General features: G+C 69.5%; 21 protein-coding genes. 17 read left to right on the top strand and 4 right to left on the bottom strand.

What is annotated here, in order from left to right:
• Window positions 1-13 precede the first annotated feature (13 nt).
• From ACLIVD_RS17675 to ypfJ, 3 genes are all read right to left on the bottom strand, one after another.
• On the bottom strand, window positions 14-730 hold the full coding sequence (locus tag ACLIVD_RS17675) for an SRPBCC family protein (RefSeq protein WP_317567322.1): 717 nt from the start codon (window positions 728-730) through the stop codon (window positions 14-16).
• 2 nt (window positions 731-732) lie between these two features.
• Entirely contained in the window at window positions 733-1,359 is a 627-nt protein-coding gene (locus ACLIVD_RS17680; protein WP_491932800.1) for an ArsR/SmtB family transcription factor, read from the bottom strand.
• 65 nt (window positions 1,360-1,424) lie between these two features.
• A complete protein-coding gene (ypfJ, locus tag ACLIVD_RS17685) occupies window positions 1,425-2,351 on the bottom strand; it encodes a KPN_02809 family neutral zinc metallopeptidase (RefSeq protein ID WP_283332332.1) in 927 nt (308 codons plus the stop codon).
• 143 nt (window positions 2,352-2,494) lie between these two features.
• Here ypfJ and aspS point away from each other — a divergent pair, with 143 nt between their 5' ends.
• From aspS to aroB, 14 genes are all read left to right on the top strand, one after another.
• Window positions 2,495-4,303, top strand: a complete 1,809-nt coding sequence (aspS, locus tag ACLIVD_RS17690) for an aspartate--tRNA ligase (RefSeq protein WP_491932801.1) — start codon at window positions 2,495-2,497, stop codon at window positions 4,301-4,303.
• Window positions 4,304-4,373: 70 nt separating this feature from the next.
• A complete protein-coding gene (locus ACLIVD_RS17695; RefSeq protein ID WP_491932802.1) occupies window positions 4,374-5,345 on the top strand; it encodes a DUF389 domain-containing protein in 972 nt (323 codons plus the stop codon).
• Window positions 5,345-7,924: a circularly permuted type 2 ATP-grasp protein gene (locus ACLIVD_RS17700; protein ID WP_491932803.1), complete on the top strand. Its 2,580-nt coding sequence runs from the start codon at window positions 5,345-5,347 to the stop codon at window positions 7,922-7,924. The genes ACLIVD_RS17695 and ACLIVD_RS17700 overlap by 1 nt, the downstream gene beginning before the upstream one ends.
• Window positions 7,921-8,871: a transglutaminase family protein gene (locus tag ACLIVD_RS17705; protein WP_491932804.1), complete on the top strand. Its 951-nt coding sequence runs from the start codon at window positions 7,921-7,923 to the stop codon at window positions 8,869-8,871. Before ACLIVD_RS17700 ends, ACLIVD_RS17705 begins: the two co-directional genes overlap by 4 nt.
• 65 nt (window positions 8,872-8,936) lie before the next feature.
• On the top strand, window positions 8,937-10,112 hold the full coding sequence (locus ACLIVD_RS17710) for a phosphotransferase family protein (protein ID WP_009480406.1): 1,176 nt from the start codon (window positions 8,937-8,939) through the stop codon (window positions 10,110-10,112).
• A 54-nt stretch (window positions 10,113-10,166) separates the two neighbouring features.
• Entirely contained in the window at window positions 10,167-11,603 is a 1,437-nt protein-coding gene (locus ACLIVD_RS17715; RefSeq protein WP_016880315.1) for a replication-associated recombination protein A, read from the top strand.
• Between the two features lie 88 nt (window positions 11,604-11,691).
• Window positions 11,692-14,364 carry an alanine--tRNA ligase gene (alaS, locus tag ACLIVD_RS17720; RefSeq protein WP_317567319.1) on the top strand — a complete coding sequence of 891 codons (2,673 nt, stop codon included), beginning with the start codon at window positions 11,692-11,694 and terminating at the stop codon, window positions 14,362-14,364.
• A 2-nt stretch (window positions 14,365-14,366) separates the two neighbouring features.
• The gene (gene ruvX, locus ACLIVD_RS17725) at window positions 14,367-14,903 is read left to right on the top strand and encodes a Holliday junction resolvase RuvX (RefSeq protein WP_105421869.1); all 537 of its coding nucleotides are present in this window, start codon (window positions 14,367-14,369) and stop codon (window positions 14,901-14,903) included.
• Entirely contained in the window at window positions 14,900-16,609 is a 1,710-nt protein-coding gene (locus ACLIVD_RS17730) for an endolytic transglycosylase MltG (RefSeq protein WP_491932805.1), read from the top strand. The genes ruvX and ACLIVD_RS17730 overlap by 4 nt, the downstream gene beginning before the upstream one ends.
• Entirely contained in the window at window positions 16,599-17,426 is an 828-nt protein-coding gene (locus ACLIVD_RS17735) for a shikimate dehydrogenase (protein ID WP_280782181.1), read from the top strand. The genes ACLIVD_RS17730 and ACLIVD_RS17735 overlap by 11 nt, the downstream gene beginning before the upstream one ends.
• Window positions 17,427-17,460: 34 nt before the next feature.
• A complete protein-coding gene (locus ACLIVD_RS17740) occupies window positions 17,461-18,120 on the top strand; it encodes a prepilin peptidase (RefSeq protein WP_491932806.1) in 660 nt (219 codons plus the stop codon).
• 75 nt (window positions 18,121-18,195) lie between these two features.
• On the top strand, window positions 18,196-19,383 hold the full coding sequence (gene aroC, locus ACLIVD_RS17745) for a chorismate synthase (RefSeq protein WP_009480413.1): 1,188 nt from the start codon (window positions 18,196-18,198) through the stop codon (window positions 19,381-19,383).
• Window positions 19,384-19,421: 38 nt separating this feature from the next.
• Entirely contained in the window at window positions 19,422-19,928 is a 507-nt protein-coding gene (locus tag ACLIVD_RS17750) for a shikimate kinase (protein WP_491932807.1), read from the top strand.
• Between the two features lie 94 nt (window positions 19,929-20,022).
• Window positions 20,023-21,135: a 3-dehydroquinate synthase gene (gene aroB / locus ACLIVD_RS17755; RefSeq protein ID WP_005262316.1), complete on the top strand. Its 1,113-nt coding sequence runs from the start codon at window positions 20,023-20,025 to the stop codon at window positions 21,133-21,135.
• Window positions 21,136-21,221: 86 nt separating this feature from the next.
• On the opposite strand, the gene ACLIVD_RS17760 is transcribed toward aroB, so the two are convergent.
• Window positions 21,222-21,968: a B-4DMT family transporter gene (locus ACLIVD_RS17760; RefSeq protein ID WP_283332340.1), complete on the bottom strand. Its 747-nt coding sequence runs from the start codon at window positions 21,966-21,968 to the stop codon at window positions 21,222-21,224.
• 135 nt (window positions 21,969-22,103) lie between these two features.
• Here ACLIVD_RS17760 and ACLIVD_RS17765 point away from each other — a divergent pair, with 135 nt between their 5' ends.
• Genes ACLIVD_RS17765 through nusB form a run of 3 tightly spaced genes read left to right on the top strand, consistent with a single transcriptional unit; the run spans window position 22,104 to window position 24,315 of the window.
• Window positions 22,104-23,207, top strand: coding sequence for an aminopeptidase P family protein (locus tag ACLIVD_RS17765; RefSeq protein ID WP_009480416.1), 1,104 nt, complete (start codon window positions 22,104-22,106; stop codon window positions 23,205-23,207).
• 34 nt (window positions 23,208-23,241) lie between these two features.
• The gene (gene efp, locus ACLIVD_RS17770) at window positions 23,242-23,805 is read left to right on the top strand and encodes an elongation factor P (RefSeq protein ID WP_105421857.1); all 564 of its coding nucleotides are present in this window, start codon (window positions 23,242-23,244) and stop codon (window positions 23,803-23,805) included.
• Window positions 23,806-24,315: a transcription antitermination factor NusB gene (gene nusB, locus ACLIVD_RS17775; RefSeq protein WP_009480418.1), complete on the top strand. Its 510-nt coding sequence runs from the start codon at window positions 23,806-23,808 to the stop codon at window positions 24,313-24,315. It begins immediately after the preceding gene.
• Window positions 24,316-24,378: the final 63 nt, after the last annotated feature.

Genomic DNA, 24,378 nt, shown 5'->3' on the forward strand with positions numbered 1-24,378 from the left:
AGGTGTGCCGGGTTCAGGCGAAGGCGTTGTCCAGCCAGGACTTCCACGCGTCCTGCGACTTCTTTTGGTCGGCACCCGCAGTGAACAGGTGGTGCGCCGCGTCGACCGTTCCGCCGAACGCGTTGCGGCCGTAGAACCGGTACAGCGCATCGGCGGTCCGGATGCCGATGAAGTGCGGCGTCAGGTAGTCGACGACACCGTCGACGGTGCCGAAACCGGGCACGTCGACGGACACGGCGTCGCCTGCGGCGGAAGTGTCGGTCAGCCCCAGCGCGCCGCGGAGTGTGGCCATCGCGCCCGGACCGGTGGACGTATCCGGGCCGGCGGTCGTGATGTAGGTGGCCGCGCGGCCTGCGAAGTACTGGACGTACTGGCCGAGGCTGTGGAGGTAGAACGTGGTGTGCTTGTCGGCGCCGTCGTACTGCGCGTCCCAGTCGTCGGTGAAGATGCCGCTGTGGACGTAGCGCAGCGCCGCGGTGCCGCCCTCGCGGGCCTCGATGAGGTATTCGAGGGCGTTGAACCAGCCGTCGGGACCTTCCTGGCGCACGGCGAACTTCTGCGGCGGCTCCCACGCGACGACGGTCGGGTCGTCCGGTCCCTCGCTGCCGACGCCGGGATCGAGATCGGAGGGGAACATCCACCCGCCGGTGCCGCTGGTGACGGCGGCGAACACCTCTTCCGGGGTGGCGTTCAGGACGACCTCGCGGCGAATCTCGAAGTTCTGGGACATGGCTAGCTCTCCTCGTGACAGTTGTCGGGTGACTTCGCTTGCTCGGACGGTGTTTTCAGGCTGGGGTGCAGTGCGACGACGAGTCGGTGTCTGCGGCCGTTCGGGGCGTTCTCGTCGTGGTATCGGGCCACCAGGTGCTTCACGGACTCGCCGAGTTCGTCGGCGAAGGCGGACCGGTCGGCCGCGGACGCGAACCGGATCTCGCTGTCGATCGCGTAGGTGGCCAGCGGCTGACGCGCCGCGGTGGCGCCGGCGATCAGCTCGCCGACCTCACGCACCAGGCGCGCGGCCAGTGCGACCAGCCAGCGGGCCGACAGTTGGTCCGGCGACCGGTCGGGATCGGGGGCGAGGGCGGCGAACGCGGCGGGGGAGATGACGTACGACGCCGCGGTGGCCTGGAAGACCCGTTCGGTGACGTTGCCCTTCTTGCGTTCCTCGACGAGTTCGACGAGGCCGTGCTCCTCGAGTGCCCGCAGGTGGTAGTTGGCCTTCTGCCGCGTCAATCCGACCGTCGCGGCGATGGAACTCGCCGAACCGGGTTCGGCCAGCGCCGCGAGCAACCGCGCCCGGACCGGGTCCAGGGAGATCTCCGCGGCGGCCGCCTGATCGATCACTGCTACGTCCAACATGCGTCAACTCTCACACTGACAGTAAATTCTGTCAAGACAAAAATAACTGTCGGTGAGTCGGGTGGTCAGCGCAGCGCAGGTGGGTTGTTCAGATCGCGCGCCGAATAGGTGTCGCAGGCCTGGACCTGACCCGTCCGGTACCCGGTGGCGAACCACTTCTGGCGCTGCTCCGAGGAGCCGTGCGTCCAGCCCTCCGGATTCACCCGGGCGCCCGCGGACTGCTGGATCCGGTCGTCACCGACCGACGAGGCGGCGGAGAGGGCGTCGTCGATGTCGGTGCCGGTCAGGGTGTTCAGGAACGGCGGCCCGCCGTCGGGGCCGGGGAGGCTGTCGGCGTAGTGGGCCCACACGCCCGCGTAGCAGTCGGCCTGCAACTCGGTTCGGACCGCGGCCGAGTCGGCGCCCCGCGGGTCGGCCTGTGCCCGCCCGATGTCGCCGAGCTGATTCTGGATGTGATGGCCGAACTCGTGCGCCACGACGTACTCCTGCGCGAGCGGTCCGCCGCTGGACCCGAAGCGGTCGACGAGAAGCTGGAAGAAGCTGGTGTCGAAGTACGCCGTCGAGTCCGCCGGACAGTAGAACGGTCCGACCTCGCTGGTGGCGTTGCCGCAGCCGGTGTTGACCGAACCGGAGAACAGCACGACCTCCGGCGGCACGTACGCGGTGCCGGTCTGTTTCGCGAGCTCCTGCTCCCACACGGAGTCGAGACTGCCTGCGGTGAACACCACCCGGCAGTTCACGTCGCGGTTGGCGTCCGCGCCGGTCTCGCATCCGGCGAGGCCCGCGCCGGAATTCTGGGCGGAGGAATCGGTGGTGCCGCTGAGGCCGCCGAGTAGCGAGCCGGGATCGCCGCCGAGGAGCAGTGCGAGGACCAGCACGATCAGACCGCCGGCGCCGCCGCCCATCGCGAACTTGCCGCCGAGGCCACCGCCGCCCCCGCCGCCGACCGACACCCGGCCGGAGTCCATTCGGGCGCCCTCGTTGAAGGTCATGTGTCGTCGCTTTCTCTGCAGTTTTCCGGTGCGTGCCGATCGAGCCTCGCACGTGAAGCGGGTATGCGTTTCCGCTCACGCCCGGTGTCTCCGTAGGATCTCAGCCAACGAAGTAGCTTGCCCCATGTTTCGAAAGGAATCCCGTGCTGCGCACACATCTCGCCGGTTCATTGCGAGCCGAGCAGGCCCAGCAGACCGTAACCCTCACCGGTTGGGTTGCCAGGCGTCGTGATCACGGCGGGGTGATCTTCATCGATCTACGTGACGCGTCGGGTGTCTCCCAGGTGGTGTTCCGGGAGGGCGCCGCCGCCGAGCAGGCTCACCGTCTGCGCGCGGAGTACTGCGTCAAGGTGACCGGTGTGGTCGAGGTGCGTCCCGAGGGCAACCAGAACTTCGAGATCCCCACCGGGGCCATCGAGGTCAACGTCACCGACCTCGAGGTCCTCAACGAGAGCGCGCCGCTGCCGTTCCAGCTGGACGACCAGGCCGGTGAGGAAGCGCGCCTGAAGTACCGCTACCTGGACCTGCGCCGTGAGGGCCCCGGTCACGCCATCCGGTTGCGGTCCAAGGTCAACGCCGCGGCCCGCGCCGTGCTCGCGCACCACGAGTTCGTCGAGGTCGAGACGCCCACGTTGACGCGGTCGACGCCGGAGGGCGCCCGCGACTTCCTGGTTCCCGCGCGACTGCAGCCGGGCAGCTTCTACGCGTTGCCGCAGAGCCCGCAGCTGTTCAAGCAGCTGCTCATGGTCGGGGGCATCGAACGCTACTACCAGATCGCGCGCTGCTACCGCGACGAGGACTTCCGCGCGGACCGCCAGCCCGAGTTCACCCAGCTCGACATCGAGATGAGCTTCGTCAACCAGGACGACGTCATCCTCCTCGCCGAGGAGGTGCTGTCGTCGCTGTGGAAGCTGGTCGGGCACGAGATCAAGACGCCGATCGCGCGCATGACGTACGCGGAGGCGATGCGTCGCTACGGCTCCGACAAGCCGGACCTGCGCTTCGGCGTCGAACTGGTCGAGTGCGCCGAGTTCTTCAAGGACACCACGTTCCGGGTATTCCAGCAGGAGTACGTCGGCGCGGTCGTCATGCCCGGCGGCGCGAGCCAGCCGCGTAAGCAGCTCGACGCCTGGCAGGAATGGGCGAAGCAGCGCGGGGCCAAGGGCCTGGCGTACGTGCTCGTCGGCGAGGACGGCACGCTCGGCGGACCGGTGGCCAAGAACCTCACCGACACCGAACGCGAGGGCCTCGCCGCGCACGTCGGCGCGAAGCCGGGCGACTGCATCTTCTTCGCCGCCGGCACCACCAAGTCGTCGCGTGCGCTGCTCGGTGCCGCGCGTGGCGAGATCGCCCGCAAGCAGAACCTCATCGACCCGGACGCGTGGGCTTTCGTGTGGGTCGTCGACGCACCGCTGTTCGAGCCGACGGCGGACGCCACCGCGAGCGGCGACGTCGCGCTCGGCTACAGCGCCTGGACGGCGGTGCACCACGCGTTCACCTCGCCCAAGCCGGAGTCGATCGACACGTTCGACACCGACCCGGGGTCCGCGCTCGCCTACGCCTACGACATCGTCTGCAACGGCAACGAGATCGGTGGCGGCAGTATCCGTATCCACCGCAAGGACATTCAGGAGCGAGTGTTCAAGGTGATGGGCATCTCCCACGAGGAGGCCGAGGAGAAGTTCGGCTTCCTGCTCGACGCGTTCGCGTTCGGCGCCCCGCCGCACGGCGGCATCGCGTTCGGCTGGGACCGCATCACCGCCCTGCTGGCCGGTGTCGATTCGATCCGCGAGGTCATCGCGTTCCCGAAGTCGGGCGGCGGCGTCGATCCCCTGACCAATGCTCCGGCTCCGATCACCGCGCAGCAGCGCAAGGAGTCCGGGGTGGACGCCAAGCCGGAGCCGAAGGGCGATGCCGCGGCGGCCGAGCCCGACGCACCCGCAGCCATGTAGGCGGGCCCGCCGGCGCGATCTGCCGGCAGGACTCGATTGACCGGACGACGCGGAACAGCCGGGGGACACGATGTTGCACCTGCGAGTGATCTGTCCGGCCGAGCGCACCGAGGACGTCCTCGGTGTGCTCGCGGCGGAACCCGGCGCCACCCACGTGGTGGTGCTGCGCGCCGCCGCGATCGACCCCGCCGGTGACGCGATCCAGACCGACGTGGCCCGCGAGGCCGCGAACGACGTGATCGACGCGCTCGAGGCCCTGGGAATCGACCGCACCGGTGCGATCACGGTGGAGCCCGTCGAAACGGTGCTGTCGAAATCCGCACACGACGCGGAGAAGGCGGCCCCGGGTGATCCCGCGGACAGCGTCGTGTGGGAGGAACTGGTCAGCCGGACGCGCGAGGAGTCGACACTCAACGGCACCTTCCTCGCGTTCCTCACCATCGCCTGCCTGCTGGCCGCGGTGGGTGTGGTGACCGACTCGCCGATCACCGTCGTCGGGGCCATGGTGGTGGGACCGGAGTTCGGTCCGCTCGCCGCGCTCGCCGTCGCGCTGATGCGGCGCAAGCTCGGTCTGGCCCGGCGGTCGCTGATCGCCCTGCTCTTCGGTTTCCCGTTCGCGATGGCGGCGACGCTGGTCGCGACGCTGCTGATGGAGCGGGTCGGCTGGATGGAGTTCGAGAGCATCGAGTCCCTCGACCAGGTCGATTTCATCTACCGGGTCGGACCGCTCTCACTGATCGTCGCGCTCCTCGCCGGCGCGGCAGGCATGCTCGCGCTCGTGTCCGCGAAGTCTGCGGCACTCGTCGGCGTCTTCATTTCGGTCACCACCGTTCCCGCGGCGGGATTCGCCGTCGTCGCGGTCACCGTGGGCGAATGGCGCGTCGCGGCGCTGGCGGCGCTGCAACTCGGTGTCAACATGGTGGGCATCGTGATCGCAGGCGTCCTGGTTCTGGCACTGCGATTGCGCAGCGGCGGCGATCCCCGCCGGCTCCTCGAGCAGGCGCGGAAAGAGCGGTCCGTGGCACAGAGGCGGAGGGCCTGATGATCGTGTCGCCCCACGACGGCGCGGGCTACGACGAACTCTTCGACGACGGCGGCGGCGTCCGGGACCCGTGGGCGGAGCTGGCCCAGGACTTCACCGGAGGCGGGCCGGACTCCGTCCGCCGCCTGCAGTCCCGCATCCGGCTTCTCGTCGACAACCACGGGATCACCTACAACCCCCTCGACGGATCGGACGCCCCGACCGTGCCGCCGCGGTGGGAGATCGACGCGGTCCCGCTGATCGTGGCGGCCGAGGAATGGGAGCAGCTCGCGGCGGGCTTCGTGCAGCGCTCCCGCCTCCTCGACGCGGTACTCGCCGATCTGTACGGACCGATGGCGCTCGTCCGGAGCGGCGCCGTGCCGGCCCGCACGGTGTTCGGACACCCGGGGTACGTCCGTGCGGCGCACGGCATCACGGTGCCGGGCCGCCATCAACTGTTCCTGCACGGACTCGACGTCGGCCGCGGGGCCGACGGCACGTTCCACGCGCTGCGCGACCACACGCAGTCGCCGGCAGGCGCCGGCTACGCGATGGCGGATCGCCGCGTCGTCGCCCGGGCGATGCCCGGCATCTACGAGAGCGTGGGCCCGCGTCCGCTGTCCTCCTTCGCCCAGTCGATGCGGCTGGCGGCGATCGACGCCGCCCCCGCGGGCACCGAGGACCCCCTGGTCGTGGTCCTCAGCCCCCGTACCCGGTCCGAGGCGGCATTCGATCAGGCGTATCTCGCGACCGTCCTCGGCTTCCCGCTCGTGGAGAGCGCCGACCTGGTGGTCCGCGACGGCCACGTGTGGATGCGCTCGCTCGGCAACCTGGAACGCGTCGACGTGATCGTCCGGCGGGTGGACGCCGACCTCGCCGACCCCCTCGACCTGCGCCCCGACTCCCGGTCGGGCGTGGTCGGGCTCGTCGAGGTGCTGCGACGGGGAGCGGTGACCGTCGTCAACCCTCTCGGCAGCGGAATCCTCGAGAACCCGGCCCTCACCCGGCTGCTCCCGGACCTGTGCCGTCGTCTCCTCGACGAGGACCTACTCCTGCCGTCGGTGCCGAGTTTCTGGGGTGGCGACCGGTCGGAGCTGTCGCACATCCTCGCGAACGTCTCGTCGATGGTGCTGCGCGCGGTGCACGGGGGGTCGCCGATCGTGCCCGCCGAGCTCGGTGCCGCCGACCGGGACACCCTGCTGGACCGGGTGCGGGCCGAACCCGAGCGGTGGGTCGGGCAGATCGTCCCGGACCCCTCGTATGCGCCGGCGGCCGACGGATCCGGGGACGTCTTCCTCGCACCGGTCGGGGTGCGGCTGTTCAACGTCGCGCAGCAGGTCGGATTCACCCCCATGGCCGGAGGTCTCGGCACGTCCCTCGTTCCCGGGGCCGAGCGCGGCGACCGGCGTCACGCCGGCGCGAAGGACGTCTGGATCCGGCTGGCCCAGCGCACCGCGTCCACCGATCCGGGGGACGCCGCCGACCGCGACGGGGAAGCCCTGCCCACGTATGCGGCGACGACGTCCGACCTGATGACGTCGCCGCGCGCACTGACCGAACTGTTCTGGATGGGCCGGTTCGCCGAGCGCGCCGAGGGTGCGGCCCGCCTGATGATCGCCGTCGGCGAGAAGTACCGCGACTACCGTCTGCGACCGTGGCTCGCGGGCGGCGGAAGCCTCCCGATCCTGCTCGACACGGTCCTGCGGGTCGCCGACGCCGGGAACCGCCCGCAAGGGCCCGATCGCGGTGCCGAGGCAGGCTCGGATCCGGTCGCCGACCAGCCGCGGGTGCGCTCGGAGTTCCGTTCGCTGACGGTCGACCCCGACCGGGACGGGTCGCTCGCGCATGCGGTCCGCGGCGTCGAGCAGGCCGCGCGGGCCGTGCGCGGGCAACTGTCGAACGACATCTGGGCCGTCCTCAGTTCCGTCGAACGCGCACTCGGGCAGGTCGCCGCCGACACGGCCGACGACGGTTCCCTGCTGTTCGAGGCGCAGTCCGCCGTACTCGGCGGGATGCTCGCACTGTCCGGAGTCGCCGCGGAATCGCTGGTGCGGGACACCGGCTGGCACGTCATGGACATCGGCAAACGGATCGAGCGGGCATCCACCCTGATCGCGCTGGTGGAGTCCACGCTGCGACGGAGGACGGACCCGGCGACCGAGCGGGCGGTGATCGAATCGCTCCTCGTCGCCACGGAGAGTTCCGTCGTCTACCGCCGCCGCAATCGGAGCATCCGCCCGGCCGCCGTGGCCGAGTTGCTGCTGTTCGACGTGAAGAACCCGCGGTCGCTGGCGTTCCAGCTCGAGGCGCTCCGTGCGAATCTGGCTGCACTGCCGGACGCCTCGGGTGCGTCGCGTGCGGAGCGGCTCGTCGAGGACATGGTCAACACCGTGCGACGCGTCGATCCTGCTCGACTCGAATCGGTCGACGCGAACGGGTCCAGGAAGGAGCTGGGTGAGCTGACGACCACGATGCGCGCACTGCTGAGCGAACTGTCCGACGTGATGCTGAAAGGTCAGCTGTCGCTGCCGGGCGGCACCCAGCCGCTGTGGGGTAGCGGGACCACGTGGAGCGCCGCGCAGGGCGGGGTTCCCGCATGACCGATGTGTCGCCCCGCGCGGACGAGGCAGCGGAACGGCCGGTGCTGCGCCGATACAAGATCACCCACCGCACCACGTACACGTACTCGGGGCCGGTGTCCTCGTCGTACGGCCGGGGTTATCTCCTGCCCCGCGACACCGAGGAACAGCGATGCGTGAGTTCCGTCGTCGACATATCGCCGGCGCCCGCAGACCGTTCCACCGGGTCCGACGTGTACGGCAACCGGGACCTGTACTTCCAGGTGAGCACGCCGCACGAGGAACTGGTCGTGGCGGCCGAATCCGAGATCGAGGTCTACGGACCCGACAAGACCCGACTCGCCGCCGCACCCGCGAACGCGCCGTGGGAGTTGTCCCGCCCCGTGGGAACCGAGGGAGCGATGGCGCAGGAGTTCGTGTTCGACCTCGAACCCCCCGAGATCAGCGACGCGGTCCGCGAGTACGCGGCGCCGAGTTTCCCGCCGGAACGGCCCCTCGCCGACGCGGTGGTCGATCTCACCACGCGCATCCACCGCGACTTCCAGTACAAGTCGGGGTCGACGTCGATCTCCACGCGCGTCGCGGAGGTGCTCGAGAAGCGGTCGGGGGTGTGCCAGGACTTCGCCCGGCTCGCCATCGCCTGCCTGCGCTCGCGCGGACTGGCGGCCCGGTACGTGTCCGGCTATCTGGCGACGCAACCGCCGCCCGGCAAGGAACGGATGATCGGCGTCGACGCGACCCACGCCTGGGCGGCCGTGTGGATGCCGGGGGACCGGTGGCTCGCCTTCGACCCCACCAACGACCAGCTGGTCGACGAGCGGTATACCGTGGTCGCGTGGGGCCGGGACTACGCGGACGTGCCGCCGCTGCGCGGTGTCATATACACAGAGGCACGAAACAGCACCATTGCGGTGTCGGTTGACGTGGCGCCGATCGAAGTGCTCGCGCCGGATCAGCCGAAATGCTGAAATTCATCCGGGCTTCCGGTGGAGGACTCGATGATCCGTGTCACTAGCAGGTAAGTTGGTCCGCGATGACTGCAATACTGGCAGACCCCGTTTCAGAGGTAGTTGCCGCAGCCGAGAAGCTGCTCACCCGTCGCACAGGGGCACCCGTGACACTGGTGGATCCCGTGGATCTCGGCGGTAGTGGCCGCACCATCGTGCTCCGCGTGCGCGTGGCGGAGAATCCGTTCTCCCTTCCACGGACGTTGGTGATCAAGCAGGTCCGCGAGGAGTCCGGGGTGTCCGGCGCGCGGGCCGTCGATCCCGACGATCTCACCGGCGACAGCCGCAGCGCCTTCCTCCGGGAGGCCGTCTCGTACCAGTTCGCCACGGCGCTGGCGACGGACAGCCGCCCCGGAGCCGAACTGCTCGCATCCGACCTCGACGCCCGGCTCCTCGTGCTCAGCGACCTCGGGGACGCCACCCCGATCAGCGCCCTGCTCGAGCACTCCGACTCCGACACCGTCACCAACACCCTGATGGCGATGGCCCAGGCGCTCGGCCGCATGCACGCGGCCACCGTGGGCCGCGAGGAGGACTTCACCGCGCTGCTGCGCCGCGCCGAGGTGGCGCACTGCGACGACACCGTGGCCGAACAGGTGGAGCGCGCGGTGCCCGCCGTGCCCGGCCTGCTGTCCGAGATCCTCCGCGTCGATGTCTCCCCGGACCTGACCGATCAGGTGGCGCGTGCCGCGAAGCTGTTCGAGAGCGGCCGGTTCCGGGCGTTCAGCCCCTCCGACCTGTGCCCGGACAACATCATCGTCAACGACGAGGGCGTGCGGTTCCTCGACTACGAGTGGGGCGGTTTCCGCGACGCCATGCTCGACATCGCGTACGCGCTGGTCTCGTTCCCCGGCTGCCTGTGCAGCATCGAACTGTCCGAGGACCGGACGCAGGCGATGATCGAGGCCTGGCGTGCGGAAGTCGTGGGGATGTGGCCTGCGCTCGCCGACGACAACGTGCTCGCCGCCCGCATGGTCGAGGCGCAGCTGATCTGGGTGTGGCTCAGCACCTACCTGTTCCTACCGGAGAACCACACCCGCATCGCCGCCGTCCGCGAACACCACCTGTCCGTGCCGCGGTCCGAGGCGCTGACCCAGCGCTGGGACAAGCTGGCCCGCTCGGCCGATCACGCCGGGAACACGGTGGTCGCCCACCACGCCCGCGTCATCGCCGACAAGATCCGGGGACTGTCCGTCGGCTGACCCACGGTCCGGCCGGACTGGGTCGGACGGTGCGGTTCCAGTAGCGTCGAACTTGTGAGCGATCTTTTCGGTTCGGATGTCGGCGAGGACGAGTCGGCAGGCCTGTTCGAGACGGCGCAGCCCGACGAGGCGGCATCGGCCCCGCGATCGGTTCCCGGTCCCGTGTCGGTCGACCACCACGCACCGCTGGCCGTGCGGATGCGTCCCCGCACGCTCGGCGAGGTGGTCGGGCAGCAGCATCTCCTGGGCCCCGGCGCGCCGCTGCGGCGCCTCGTGGAGGGGTCGGGGGCCGCGTCCGTCCTCCTGTACGGTCCGCCCGGCACCGGCAAGACCACGCTGGCGTCGCTGATCTCGGGGGCCACCGGCCGCCGCTTCGAGGCACTGTCCGCGTTGTCCGCCGGGGTGAAGGAAGTGCGCGGCGTCATCGAACTGGCCCGCCGCCGCCTGCTCGCGGGCGAGCAGACGGTGCTGTTCATCGACGAGGTGCACCGCTTCTCCAAGACCCAGCAGGACGCCCTGCTAGCGGCGGTGGAGAACCGGATCGTGCTCCTCGTGGCCGCCACCACCGAGAATCCCTCGTTCTCCGTGGTGTCCCCGCTGCTGTCCCGCTCACTCGTGCTGCAACTGCAGTCGCTGACGGCGGACGACATCGAGAACCTTCTGGAGCGGGCGCGCACCGACGAGCGGGGTCTCGGCGGGGAGATCGAGATCGCGGGTGACGCGATGGACCATCTGGTGCGCCTCGCGGCCGGCGACGCCCGCCGGGCGCTCACCGCGCTCGAGGCGGCGGCGGGCGCTGCGCTCGACCAGGCCGGTGACGCGGACCGTCCGGTGCTGCTGGACCTCGCGACCGTGGAGGCGAGCGTCGACAAGGCGGCCGTCCGCTACGACCGCGACGGCGATCAGCACTACGACGTGATCAGCGCCTTCATCAAGTCGATCCGTGGTTCCGACGTCGACGCCGCCCTGCACTACCTGGCCCGGATGCTCACGGCGGGCGAGGACCCCCGCTTCATCGCGCGGCGGCTGGTGGTCCATGCCAGCGAGGACATCGGCATGGCCGACCCCACCGCGCTGCAGACCGCGACCGCCGCCGCGCAGGCAGTACAGCTGATCGGTATGCCCGAGGCCCGCCTGGCCCTCGCCCAGGCCACGATCCACCTCGCGACCGCGCCCAAGTCGGGGGCCGTCATCGCCGCGCTCGGTGCCGCGATGGCGGATGTCGCGGCCGGAAACGCCGGGCTCGTCCCGCCGCATCTGCGCGACGGCCACTACGCGGGGGCGGCGAAACTCGGCAACGCCGTCGGATACCGCTATCCCCACGATCACCCCGACGGGGTACTGGCGCAGCAGTATCCGCCGGACGAGCTGGTCGGTGTCGACTACTACCAGCCCACCACTCACGGCGGTGAGCGGGACATCGCGGGGCGCGTGGACAAATTGCGCGCGATCGTCCGCGGCACGAACCGTCAGGGTGGCCGGTTAAGCTGAATGTTGACGAACTGCGCGGTGGACGCGTGGTTCGCTCCGCTTGTTCGACCCATCGTTGCCCTCGAGACAGACAATAAGGATCACTGACGTGCAGACCCACGAGATTCGCCGGCGCTTCCTCGACCATTTCGTCAAGGCAGGCCACACCGAGGTACCCAGCGCCTCGCTGATTCTCGACGATCCGAACCTGCTGTTCGTCAACGCCGGGATGGTGCAGTTCGTGCCGTTCTTCCTCGGCCAGCAGACGCCGCCGTACCCGAGGGCGACCAGTGTCCAGAAGTGTGTGCGCACCCTCGACATCGAGAATGTGGGCATCACCACACGGCACAACACGTTCTTCCAGATGGCCGGCAACTTCTCGTTCGGCGACTACTTCAAGCGCGACGCGATCAAGCATGCGTGGGCGCTGCTGACCTCGAGCGTCGACGACGGGGGTTACGGCTTCGATCCCGAGCGCATCTGGGTGACGGTCTACCTCGACGACGACGAGGCCCGCGACATTTGGCGCGACGAGGTCGGCGTTCCCGAATCGCGGATCCAGCGCCGCGGCATGGCCGACAACTACTGGTCCATGGGCATTCCCGGCCCCTGCGGCCCGTGCTCGGAGATCTACTACGACCGCGGCCCCGAGTACGGCAAGGAAGGCGGCCCCGAGGCCGACGAGGACCGCTACATCGAGATCTGGAATCTCGTGTTCATGCAGAACGAGCGTGGCCTGGGCATCAGCAAGGACAACTTCGAGATCCTCGGCCCGCTGCCGAAGCAGAACATCGACACCGGCATGGGTGTCGAGCGCGTCGCGTTCCTGCTCCAGGGCGTCGACAACGTGTACGAGACCGACCTCGTGCGTCCGGTCATCGCGAAGGCCGAGGAACTGTCGGGCCGCAAGTACGGCGCCGTCCACGACGACGACGTGCGTTTCCGGGTCATCGCCGACCACGCGCGCACCGCGGCGATGCTCATCGCCGACGGCGTGAACCCCGGCAACGACGGGCGCGGCTACGTCCTGCGCCGCCTGCTGCGGCGCATCGTCCGGTCCGCGAAGCTACTCGGTGCCGACAAGCCCAGCATGCGGGAGTTCATCACCGTCGTCCGCGACACGATGGCGCCGTCCTACCCGGTCCTCGACACCGACTTCGGCCGCATCGAGACGGTCGCGGTGGGGGAGGAGACCGCGTTCCTCAAGACCCTCACGTCCGGCTCGAAGCTGTTCGAAGGCGCCGCCGAGTCGGTGAAGGCGTCCGGCAAGTCGACGATCGGCGGCGACCAGGCGTTCGCGCTCCACGACACGTACGGCTTCCCGATCGACCTGACCCTGGAGATGGCGTCCGAGGCCGGCCTGACCGTCGACGAGGAGGGGTTCCGCACGCTGATGGCGGAGCAGCGGCAGCGCGCGAAGGACGACGCCCAGGCCCGTAAGCACGCGCACGCCGACCTGACCGTCTACAAGGAACTCCTCGACCGCGGACCCACCGAGTTCACCGGATTCCACGAATTGGTCTCCGAGGCACATGTTCTCGCGCTGATCTCGCAGGGGCAGCGGGTCCCCGTCGCGACGGCGGGCCAGGACGTCGAGGTCATCCTCGACCGCAGTCCCCTGTACGCGGAGGCGGGTGGCCAGATCGCCGACCTCGGTACCCTCACCGGCCCGGGCCTGCGGGTGAAGGTCAACGACGTCCAGAAGATCGCCAAGAAGCTGTGGGTCCACAAGGTGACCGTGCAGGAGGGTCAGCTCACCGAGGGCGACGTCGTGCTCGCGCAGGTCGACGCCGCGTGGCGCAAGGGTGCCACGCAGGGTCACTCCGGCACCCACATGGTGCACGCCGCACTGCGACAGGTGCTCGGCCCCAACGCGGTTCAGGCCGGCTCGCTGAACAAGCCGGGCTACCTGCGTTTCGACTTCTCCTGGCAGGGCGCGCTGACGGAAGCGCAGAAGCAGGACATCGAGGTCGTCGCGAACGAGGCGGTGGCCGCCGACTACTCGGTGAACACGTTCGTCACCGATCTCGACAAGGCGAAGTCGATGGGCGCGATGGCGCTGTTCGGCGAGAACTACGGCGACGAGGTGCGGGTCGTCGAAATCGGCGGACCCTTCTCGATGGAGCTGTGTGGTGGAACTCACGTGGGCAGCTCCTCGCAGATCGGCAACGTCACGCTGCTCGGTGAGCAGTCCGTCGGTTCCGGTGTGCGCCGCGTCGAGGCGTACGTCGGGCTCGATTCGTACCGCTACCTGGCCAAGGAACGCGCGCTCCTCGCCGGTCTGTCGTCGTCGCTGAAGGTGCCCTCGGAAGAAGTGCCTGCCCGCGTCGAAGCGCTGGTGGAGCGACTCCGCGCGGCGGAGAAGGAACTCGAGCAGACCCGCGCGCAGGCGGTTCTCGCCGCGGCGGGCACGTTCGTCGACAAGGCGCAGCGGGTCGGGCCGGTGCTGCTGGTCGCGGATGCCGCCCCGGCCGGTGTCGGCGGCAACGACCTGCGTGGTCTCGTCACCGACATCCGCGGCCGGTTCGGCACCCAGCCCGCCGTGGTCGCGCTGCTCGGCGACGTCGACGGCAAGGTTCCGTTCGTGGTGGCCGTGAACAAGGCGGCACAGGAACTCGGACTGGCGGCCGGCGACCTCGTGAAGGGATTCGGTCCGAAGATCGGCGGCCGCGGAGGCGGAAAGGCCGACATGGCACAGGGTTCCGGTTCGGACACCAGCGGAATTGCGGCCGCCCTCGACGCTGTCCGGGGACAAGTGGCGGACAAGGTGGGGAGCCAGTAGCGGTGGATCACGCGGAACAGGGTCCGGATCGACCGGGAGCCGACGACCCTGGGCGTGGTCGGCGCATCGGCATCGATGTGGGCAGCGTCCGGATCGGGGTCGCGTCGAGCGACCCCGACGGGATCCTCGCCACCCCCGTGGAGACGGTGCCCCGGTCCAAGGATCGGGGACCCGACGCGCCGGATATCCGGCGCATTGCCGACATTGTCGAGGAATACGAGGCCGTGGAGGTTATCGTCGGTCTGCCGCAGACCTTGCGGGGTGAACGGGGGAAGGCCGCCTCGATCGCTACTGTGTTCGCGAAGCGATTGCGAAGGAAGGTCGACCCGATACCGGTGCGGATGGCGGACGAACGTCTGACGACCGTCACTGCCGCACGGGCGCTTCGCGAGAGCGGTGTCAGTGCGAGGGGCCAGCGTCCTGTGATCGACCAGGCTGCGGCGGTGGCGATCTTGCAGGGATGGTTGGACGAGCGGAGCAGGTCGGTGAATGCAGGGGATTCAGGTGGGGACGTGCAGCTACCGGAGGGGGGCCAGTGAGCAATCATCGGCGACCCGCAGGTGAGCGACCCGAATTCGAGTACGTCCCCCGCGAACCCCGACGGCACCGCTACCTCGACGAGGACGACGACCACGTCGACTACGCGCCGCCCCCCGAGGACGACGACGTCGTCACCACGGGGCGCCACGCGGTGGTGTACGACGACCGTGAAATCGACGAACCCCACGCCGACTACATAGAGCCGGTGTACGAGCAGCCCGCGTACGAGAACCCGGTGTACGAGCAGCCGTTCGACCCCGAGCCCGTCTACGAAGACGGATACGGTCCCCGTTCGTACGGCGACGCCCGCGCCTACCGGGCACCGGCAGCCGACGAGCACGCGTACGACGAGCCTGCCTACGCCGACGAGCCGGTGCACGTCGACGAGCAGTACGAGGCCCACACCTATGCCGACGACCGCTACGACACACCGCCCGACGAGCCCGATGTCGCGTTCGCGGAGGCCGAGACACAGATAATCTCCGCGATCCCCGAGGAGATCCCGCCGACGCGCGCCCACGCCCGCACGCAGGCGCGCCGGCGCAAACAGGCCACGGGACGCGCACGCAGGGGCAAGCTGTTCGGCGCCCTCGCCGCCGCGACGGTCCTGATAGTGCTGGTCGGCATCGTGTTCGTCGGCGGCAAGATGTTCTTCGGCGGTCCCGCCGCGCCCGCGGACTACGCGGGCCCCGGTGGTCCCGAGGTGGTCGTGCAGGTTCATCCAGGCGACACCGCCGAGGAGATCGCCTCCACTCTGGCCGAGCGGGACGTCGTCGCGAGCGGGTCGGCCTTCTTCAACGCCGCGGTCCAGAGCAACGCGATGAACTCGGTGCAACCCGGCTTCTACAGCCTCTCGACCCAGATCCCGGCAGATGACGCCGTGCAGGAACTGGTCGACCCCAGCTCCCGCGTCGGGCAGATGATCATCTCCGAGGGCAGGCAACTCCACGACACCACCGATGTGCAGACCGGGGCCAAGAAGAAGGGGATCTACACCCTGATCTCCGAGGCCAGTTGCGTCGGTGAGGCCGGCCAGGAGCAGTGCATCAGTTACGACGATCTCAACGCCGCCGGCGCGGGCGACCTGTCCGCGCTCGGGGTACCCGACTGGGCGAAGGACGCGGTCGCCGGCGTTCCGGACCGGGACCGCCAGCTCGAGGGGCTCATCGCCGCGGGCAGCTGGGATTTCGACCCGACCGCCGGTCCCGCCGCCATACTCCAGAGGCTGGTCACCGAGAGTTCCGCGAGCTACGAGAAGACCGGCATCCTCACCGCGGGCAACCAGGTCGGACTCACGCCGTACAAGATGCTGATCGCCGCGTCCCTGGTGGAACGGGAAGCGATGCCGGACGACTTCTCGAAGGTCGCTCGCGTCATCCTCAACCGGCTCGCCGTCAACCAGGCGTTGCAGTTCGACTCGACGGTCAACTACGCGCTCGACACGACCGAACTGGCCACCACCGACGCCGACCGCGCACAGGTGACACCCTGGAACACGTACGCCAGCCCCGGTCTGCCCGCGACGCCGATCTCCTCGCCGAGCATCGGGGCGTTGCAGGCGGTCGAACAACCGGCGCCCGGCGACTGGATCTACTTCGTGACGGTCGATTCGAAGGGCACCACACTGTTCACGAAGAGCTACGACGAACACCTGGCCAACATCGACCAGGCTCTGAATAACGGGATTCTCAACAGTGGACGATGAAGTGGTGACCGCACGCAAAGCTGCGGTGCTGGGCAGCCCGATCGCGCATTCGCGCTCGCCGCACCTGCACCTCGCGGCGTATCGGGCGCTCGGTCTCACCGGGTGGACGTACGACCGGATCGAGTGCGACGGGGCGCGACTGCCCGGCCTGGTGTCCGGGCTCGGCCCGGAATGGGTCGGACTGTCCGTCACGATGCCGGGCAAGATCGCCGCACTCGAATTCGCGTCCGAGCGCACCGAACGGGCCGTGGTGATCGGCTCCGCGAACACCCTCGTCCGTATCGAGGGTGGCTGGCGTGCCGACTGCACCGATGTCGACGGGGTCAGCGGTGCGCTCACCGCGGGTGGTGTCGGAACCATCGCGGGCGCCGAGGCGGTCGTCGTCGGCGCCGGGGGAACGGCCAGACCCGCGCTCGTGGCGCTCGCCGACATGGGCGTGAAATCGGTGACCGTGGTGGCACGCGACGCGGGTCGCGCGGCAGGCGCACTGGGGTGCGCGGAATCGGTGGGGCTCGACGTCCGGTTGCTCGGCTTCGACAGCCCTGAACTCGGTGCCCGGTGCGCGGCGGCCGCCGCGCTCGTCAGCACCGTTCCGTCCGCCGCGATCACCGAGTACGCGGACATTCTCGGGCGGGCGCCGTTCGTGCTCGACGCGATCTACGACCCGTGGCCGACCCCGCTGGCAGCGGCCGTCGAGGCGGCGGGCGGCACCGTCGTCGGCGGTCTCTCGATGCTTCTGCACCAGGCGTTCGGGCAGGTGGAGCAGTTTACCGGTCGACCGGCGCCGCGCGAGGCGATGGCGGCCGCTCTGGGCTAGTTGTCCACAGGCCGGACCGCTATCCACAGGTCGATTGTCGTGCCAGGTCATCGCGATCCACACGGTGATCCGGTCACGCATGCTGCTCGGCATGTGGTGGCTGATCGCGGCGAGTGTGGTGGCAGGTGCGGGTGCGGGCTGGGCAGCCCGCCGGACGGCCCGTCTGTTCGTGGGCACGGTGCGGGCGGGCTGGTGCGAGGCGGTGTGCGCGGTCGGCGTCCCCGCCACGGTCTGGGCCGGTACCACCGCATCCGCACTGTGGGTGCTGCCGTGTGCGCTCGTGTTCTGGTGGTGGTGTGTCAGTCTCGCCGCCACCGACCTGTGTGCACGGAAGCTGCCGAACCCGCTGACCCTGCCCGGATTCCTCGCGATCGTCGGCGTCGGCGCCGCGACCGGATCCGCGGCCACAGCCGTGATCGGCGGGTTCCTGTTGGCGTCGGCGTATCTCGCCCTGTACCTCGGCGCACCCGGGGCTGTCGGTGCGGGTGACGTGAAACTCGCGCTCGGGGTGGGCGCCGCCGCCGGGCTTGCCGGGGGAGAAGCCTGGGTGCTCGCGGCCGGGCTCGCGCCGGCGCTGACAGCGCTGGCGGGCTGCATCGTCCTCGCCGCCCGGCGTTCGCCGCCACTGCTCCCGCACGGCCCGGCCATGTGTGCCGCGACACTGGTTGCGCTGTTCGCCGTGCACATCGCGTGAACGAGTCCACGCCCGGCACACGGTTGGGAGGACCACCGTCACTGCCGGGCGCGGCGACATGGAAGGATATTGGGCGTGCTGCGCTGGATAACTGCCGGAGAATCCCATGGTCCCGCCCTCGTCGCGATGCTCGAGGGGATGGTCGCGGGCGTCGAAGTGACGTCCGAGGACATCTCGACCCAACTCGCGCGACGCCGACTCGGCTACGGCCGCGGCGCGCGGATGAAGTTCGAGGCCGACAAGGTCACCATCGTCGGTGGTGTACGCCACGGGCGGACACTCGGCGGACCGATCGCCGTCGAGGTGGGCAACACGGAGTGGCCCAAGTGGGAAACCATCATGTCCGCGGACCCGGTGGACGCCGAACTGCTCGCCGACCAGGCGCGGAATGCGCCGCTGACCCGCCCGCGCCCCGGTCACGCCGACTACTCGGGCATGCTCAAGTACGGATTCGACGACGCCCGCCCGGTTCTCGAACGCGCGAGCGCACGCGAGACCGCGGCCCGGGTCGCGGCCGCGACGTTTGCCCGGAGTTTCCTCCGCCAGGTGTTCGGTGTGGAGGTGCTGTCCCACGTGATCTCCATCGGCGCGTCCGATCCGTACGTCGGCCCCGAACCCACCGCGTCGGATCTGGCGGCGATCGACGCCAGCCCGGTACGCGCCTTCGACAAGGCCGCCGAGGAATCGATGATCGCCGAGATCGAGGCGGCCAAGCGTGACGGCGACACCCTCGGCGGGGTCGTCGAGGTCGTCATCCACGGTCTCCCCGTGGGTCTCGGATCGTTCATCAGCGGCGCGGACCGTCTCGACGCCCGTCTCGCGTCCGCCCTGATGGGCATCCAGGCCATCAAGGGTGTGGAGGTCGGTGACGGCTTCGAGACCGCGCGCCGTCGCGGCAGCCAGGCGCACGACGAGATGCGTCCGGGCCCGGACGGAATCCTGCGTTCGACCAACCGCGCGGGCGGCCTCGAAGGCGGCATGACCAACGGGGAGGCGCTCCGCGTGCGCGCGGCGATGAAGCCGATCTCGACGGTCCCGCGCGCGCTGGCCACCGTAGACATGTCGACCGGTGAGGAAGCCGTGGCCATCCACCAGCGGTCCGACGTGTGCGCGGTGCCCGCCGCCGGTGTCGTGGCCGAGGCGATGGTGGCGTTGGTCGTCGCCCAGGCGGCACTCGAGAAGTTCGGGGGCGACTCGGTTGCCGAGACGACCGCCAACTACGAGCGCTACGCGTCGGGCGTCGCAGCCCGGCTCGCGCGATGACCACCCGGTCTGCCGTCGCATCGGGGCGGTGACGGATGATGGCACCGAAAGCCGTGCTCGTCGGCCCCCCGGGAGCGGGTAAGTCCACGATCGGGCGGCGCCTCGCGCAGGCCCTGGACCTTCCGCTGTTCGACACCGACGTGGCGGTCGAGGAAGAGGCGGGACGCACGATCGCCGAGATCTTCGTCCAGGAGGGCGAACCCGCCTTCCGGGCCCTCGAGGAAGAGATCGTCCGGAAGGCCATCGAGAGCCACGAGGGGATCGTGTCGCTCGGCGGTGGATCCATCCTCTCCGAGCGGACCCGGGCATTGTTGAAGGGCCACACCGTGATCTATCTCGAGATCAGCGTGGCCGAGGGGCTCAAGCGCACGGGGACCAACACCGCGCGCCCCCTTCTCGCCGGTGGCGACCCCCGCCAGAAGTACACCGAGTTGATGCGCAAGCGCCGACCGCTGTACCGGCAGGTGGCGTCCATCCGGATACGCACGGACGGGCGGAGCCCCGCCCGCGTGGTGCAGCAGCTGGTGGCGAAACTCGCCGAGTGATCGGCGACCCCGGCGGAGTCGCCGAGTGACGGGCGACCCCGGCGGAACAGAGACATCCGAGAATCTCGGACAAGACGGAGCGGAGCAGCAGACAGTGACCGAACCGGTACGCGTACAGGTGCAGACGGCGAACCCCTACCCGGTCATCATCGGGCGCGGATTGCTCGGCGAGCTGGTGGACGAACTCACCGGCACGAGGACGGTGGCGATCTTCCATCAGCCGCCGCTGGCCGAGACGGCGGAGGCGGTGCGCGCGGCACTCGCCGAGAAGGGAATCGATGCGCACCGCATCGAGATTCCGGACGCGGAGGACGGCAAGGATCTGGCCGTGGCCGGATTCTGCTGGGAGGTCCTCGGCCGCATCGGGCTGACCCGCAGCGACGCCGTGGTCTCCCTGGGCGGCGGCGCGGCCACCGACCTCGCCGGGTTCGTCGCGGCGACGTGGATGCGCGGTGTGCGCGTGATCCACGTGCCCACGACATTGCTCGCGATGGTGGATGCGGCGGTCGGCGGCAAGACCGGCATCAACACCGAGGCCGGCAAGAACCTGGTCGGGTCGTTCCACGAGCCGTCGGCGGTGCTGATCGACCTGGCCACGCTGGAGACGGTGCCCCGCAACGAGATCGTCGCCGGAATGGCGGAGGTCGTGAAGACCGGCTTCATCGCCGACCCGGTGATCCTGGACCTCATCGAGAAGGATCCCGAAGCCGCCCTGGACCCGACGGGAACCGTTCTGCCCGAACTGATCCGGCGGTCCGTTGAGGTCAAGGCCAAGGTCGTGGCCGCCGATCTGCGCGAATCCGATCTGCGGGAGATCCTGAACTACGGGCACACCCTCGGGCATGCGATCGAGCGGCGTGAGCGCTACCGCTGGCGCCACGGTGCGGCGGTCGCCGTCGGGCTCGTGTTCGCGGCGGAGCTGGGGCGTCTGGCGGGACGCCTGGACGATGCGACGGCGGACCGGCACCGCACCATCCTGGAACTGGTGGGTCTGCCCACCACGTACGACGCGGACGCGTTCGGCCAGTTGGTCGAGGGGATGCAGACCGACAAGAAGAACCGGGCGGGCGTCCTGCGGTTCGTCGTGCTCGACGGGCTCGCGAAGCCGGGACGGCTCGAGGGCCCGGACCCGTCTCTGCTCGTGGCCGCGTACTCCGCGGTGGCGCGGGAGGAGAAGCCGGGCACCGGCGGTGCCGTCCTGCTGTGACGTAGCGGCACGAAGTGAGACGCGGCGGTGTGAGCGAGTGCGCTCACACCGCCGCGTCGTCTGTCGGTGTGGTGAAGCCGAGGCTGTTACTCGCCGCGGCGCTGGTCGTCGGTGGTGCGCTTCCCGAGGTCGACGGGGTCCTGCCACGCGGTGTCCCCACCCTGCGGCTGATCGAGGTCGGACGTGTCCTCGCGGTAGTTGTGCACCGGTTCGAACACGGCCGTGTCGGCGTCGGACCCGGCGTAACCGGTGTCCGCGGTCTGCTCGTAGGCCTGGCCGGGATAGTTCTGTCCGTAGCCCTCGTCGTCGGCGACGGCTGCTGCTGCGGTTCCCCCCGCTGCGGCCCCTGCGGCCGTTCCGGCGCCGCGCGCCGTCGGGTGACGCTCGCCGCGGTCCTTCTCCGTCTTCCTGGACTCGCGGCTGACGAAGAACCGGCCGAGGAACACGGCGAGCATGGCAGGCACGAAGATCAGCAGGACCGTGAACGCGGCCCCGGACGTGATCTCGAAGAAGAACGAGTTCTGGGTGACGTTGAGGGACGGAATCAGGTTGGCCAGCCAGCTCCCCACACCCGCCACGATGCCGCCGAGCAGGGCCGCCTTCAGCCACAGCATCGTCAGGTCGGCGCCGTCCTCCGGCTCGGGGTTCCGGCGACGGTCCCGGATGCCGTCGATGCCGGCCCAGATCAGCGCCACGAACACGACGATCAGCAGTGCGAGCCATCTCAGAGCGGATCCCTGAAGGGGCCACTGTGTGATCGACACACCGAGGATCACACGAACGAAAACATGTATCAGGGCCATGCCGAGGCCGCGTACCACCCACGCATTCATGGGCACAGCGTAACGAGCGGGTTTTCACCCGTGTGGTCTAACCCACACGGCGCGCTCTGAAACCTGTTCTCGCCACCGGACGGGTGCCGTCGATCCGCGCCCTCCGGGCGGCGATTTGCCGGTACGTTTGACGACATGCCTGCTGATCATGGTTCGCGGCGCGCGGCGCTGCGCGCGGCCCTCGCCGCCCGGGATCTCGACGCACTTCTGGTGACGAATCTGGTGAACATCCGCTATCTCACTGGGTTCACCGGATCGAACGCCGCCCTGCTCGTGCACGCCGCCGACGCCGAGGGGGCCGAGGAGCGCACCGTCATCTGCACCGACGGCCGCTACCTCACGCAAGTCGGGGAACAGGTTCCCGATCTGCGGGCCGAGATCGCCCGCGCCAGCGCCGCGCACCTCATCGAATCGGTGGGTCGGCGGAGCCCGTCCTCGCTGGCGTTCGAGAGCCACGTGGTGACGGTGGACGAGTTCGCGGCCTGGTCGGTGCTCGCGCCGGACGCGCGCCTCGATCCCGTTCCGGGTCTCGTCGAGGAACTGCGGATGGTGAAGGACGATTTCGAGGTCGGATTGCTGCGGGCGGCGTGCACGGCCGCCGACTCCGCGCTCGCCGACCTGATCGAACGGGGTGGCCTCCGCCCGGGACGCACCGAGAAGGAGGTGGGCCGGGAACTGGAGGCGCTGATGCTCGCGCACGGCGCCGACGGCATCTCGTTCGAGACCATCGTCGCGGCCGGCGCCAACTCGGCGATCCCGCACCACCGCCCCACCGAGGCGGTCCTCGCCGGCGGCGACTTCGTGAAGCTGGACTTCGGCGCCGAGGTCGGCGGATACCACTCGGACATGACCAGAACGTATGTCCTGGGGCAGGCCGCCGACTGGCAACGGGACGTGTATGCGCTGGTCGCGCGGTCGCAGGAGGCCGGGCGGGACGCGTTGCGCCCGGGCGCCGAGGTGTCCGCCGTGGACGGTGCCGCCCGCCGGGTCATCGAAGACGCGGGCTACGGGGAACTGTTCCTGCACGGGCTCGGACACGGCGTCGGCCTGGAGATCCACGAAGCTCCGGGAATCGGCAAGCTCGGCACCGGTACACTTCTGGACGGTGCGGCGGTGACCGTCGAGCCGGGCGTGTACTTCTCCGGGCGCGGAGGCGTGCGGATCGAGGACACGCTCGTGGTTCGTGAGCAGGGACCGGAGCTGCTCACACTCACCACCAAAGACCTGACTGTCGTGTAGACGGTTTCGACCTTATCGAGGAGACGCGAAGCAAGTGGCTTCCACTAGTGATTTCAAGAACGGCCTGGTCCTGCAGATCGAGGGCCAGCTGTGGACGATCATCGAGTTCCAGCACGTGAAGCCCGGCAAGGGTCCCGCGTTCGTGCGCACCAAGTTGAAGAACGTGCTCTCGGGCAAGGTCGTCGACAAGACGTTCAACGCCGGCGTCAAGGTGGAGACGGCCACGGTCGACCGCCGCGACATGACGTACCTGTACCACGACGGCACCGACTACATCTTCATGGACGGCGACACCTACGACCAGATCTCGATCAGCGAGGCCACCGTCGGCGACGGTGCACGCTTCATGCTCGAGAACATGGCCGTGCAGGTTGCGACGCACGAGGACGTCCCGCTGTTCGTGGAATTGCCCGTCACCGTCGAACTGGTGGTCAAACACACCGATCCCGGTCTGCAGGGCGACCGCTCCACCGGTGGCACCAAGCCCGCCACCCTCGAGACCGGTGCCGAGATCAACGTGCCGCTGTTCATCAACACCGGTGACAAGCTGAAGGTCGATTCCCGCGACGGCAACTACCTCGGGCGTGTGAATTCCTGAGTGTCCGGTACGCATAAGAAACTCGGCGCACGGCACAAGGCCCGCAAGCGCGCCGTCGATTTCCTCTTCGAGGCCGAGGCGCGAGATCTCGATCCGGTCGATCTCGCCACCGAGCGCGCGGAGCTGTCCGGCAAGGACGACTCCGTGGCGCCGGTTGCTCCGTACACCGTCACCGTGGTGACCGGGGTGGCGGAGAACCTGGACCGCCTCGACGAGGTGATCAGATCCCACCTGCAGGACTGGACGCTGGAGAGGCTGCCCGCCGTCGACCGCGCCATCCTGCGCATCGCCGTGTGGGAGCTGTTCCACGCTACCGACGTGCCTCCGGTCGTGGCCGTGGACGAGGCGGTGGAGCTGGCCAAACAGCTGTCCACCGACGAGTCGCCGGGGTTCGTGAACGGCATCCTCGGTCAGGTCGTGCTGGTGGCGCCGCAGGTGCGGTCGGCTGCGGCCGCGACGTCGCGGCGCACCGAGACCGCCGGCGGCGAGTCGAACGACGCCGGTTCGTAAGTTCGTGTCCCGCTGCGGGCCCGCGACTGCGGGCCCGCAGGTCAGGGGTCCGGGCCTGGCGCA

The organism is Rhodococcus sp. G6(2025), assembly GCF_058628105.1.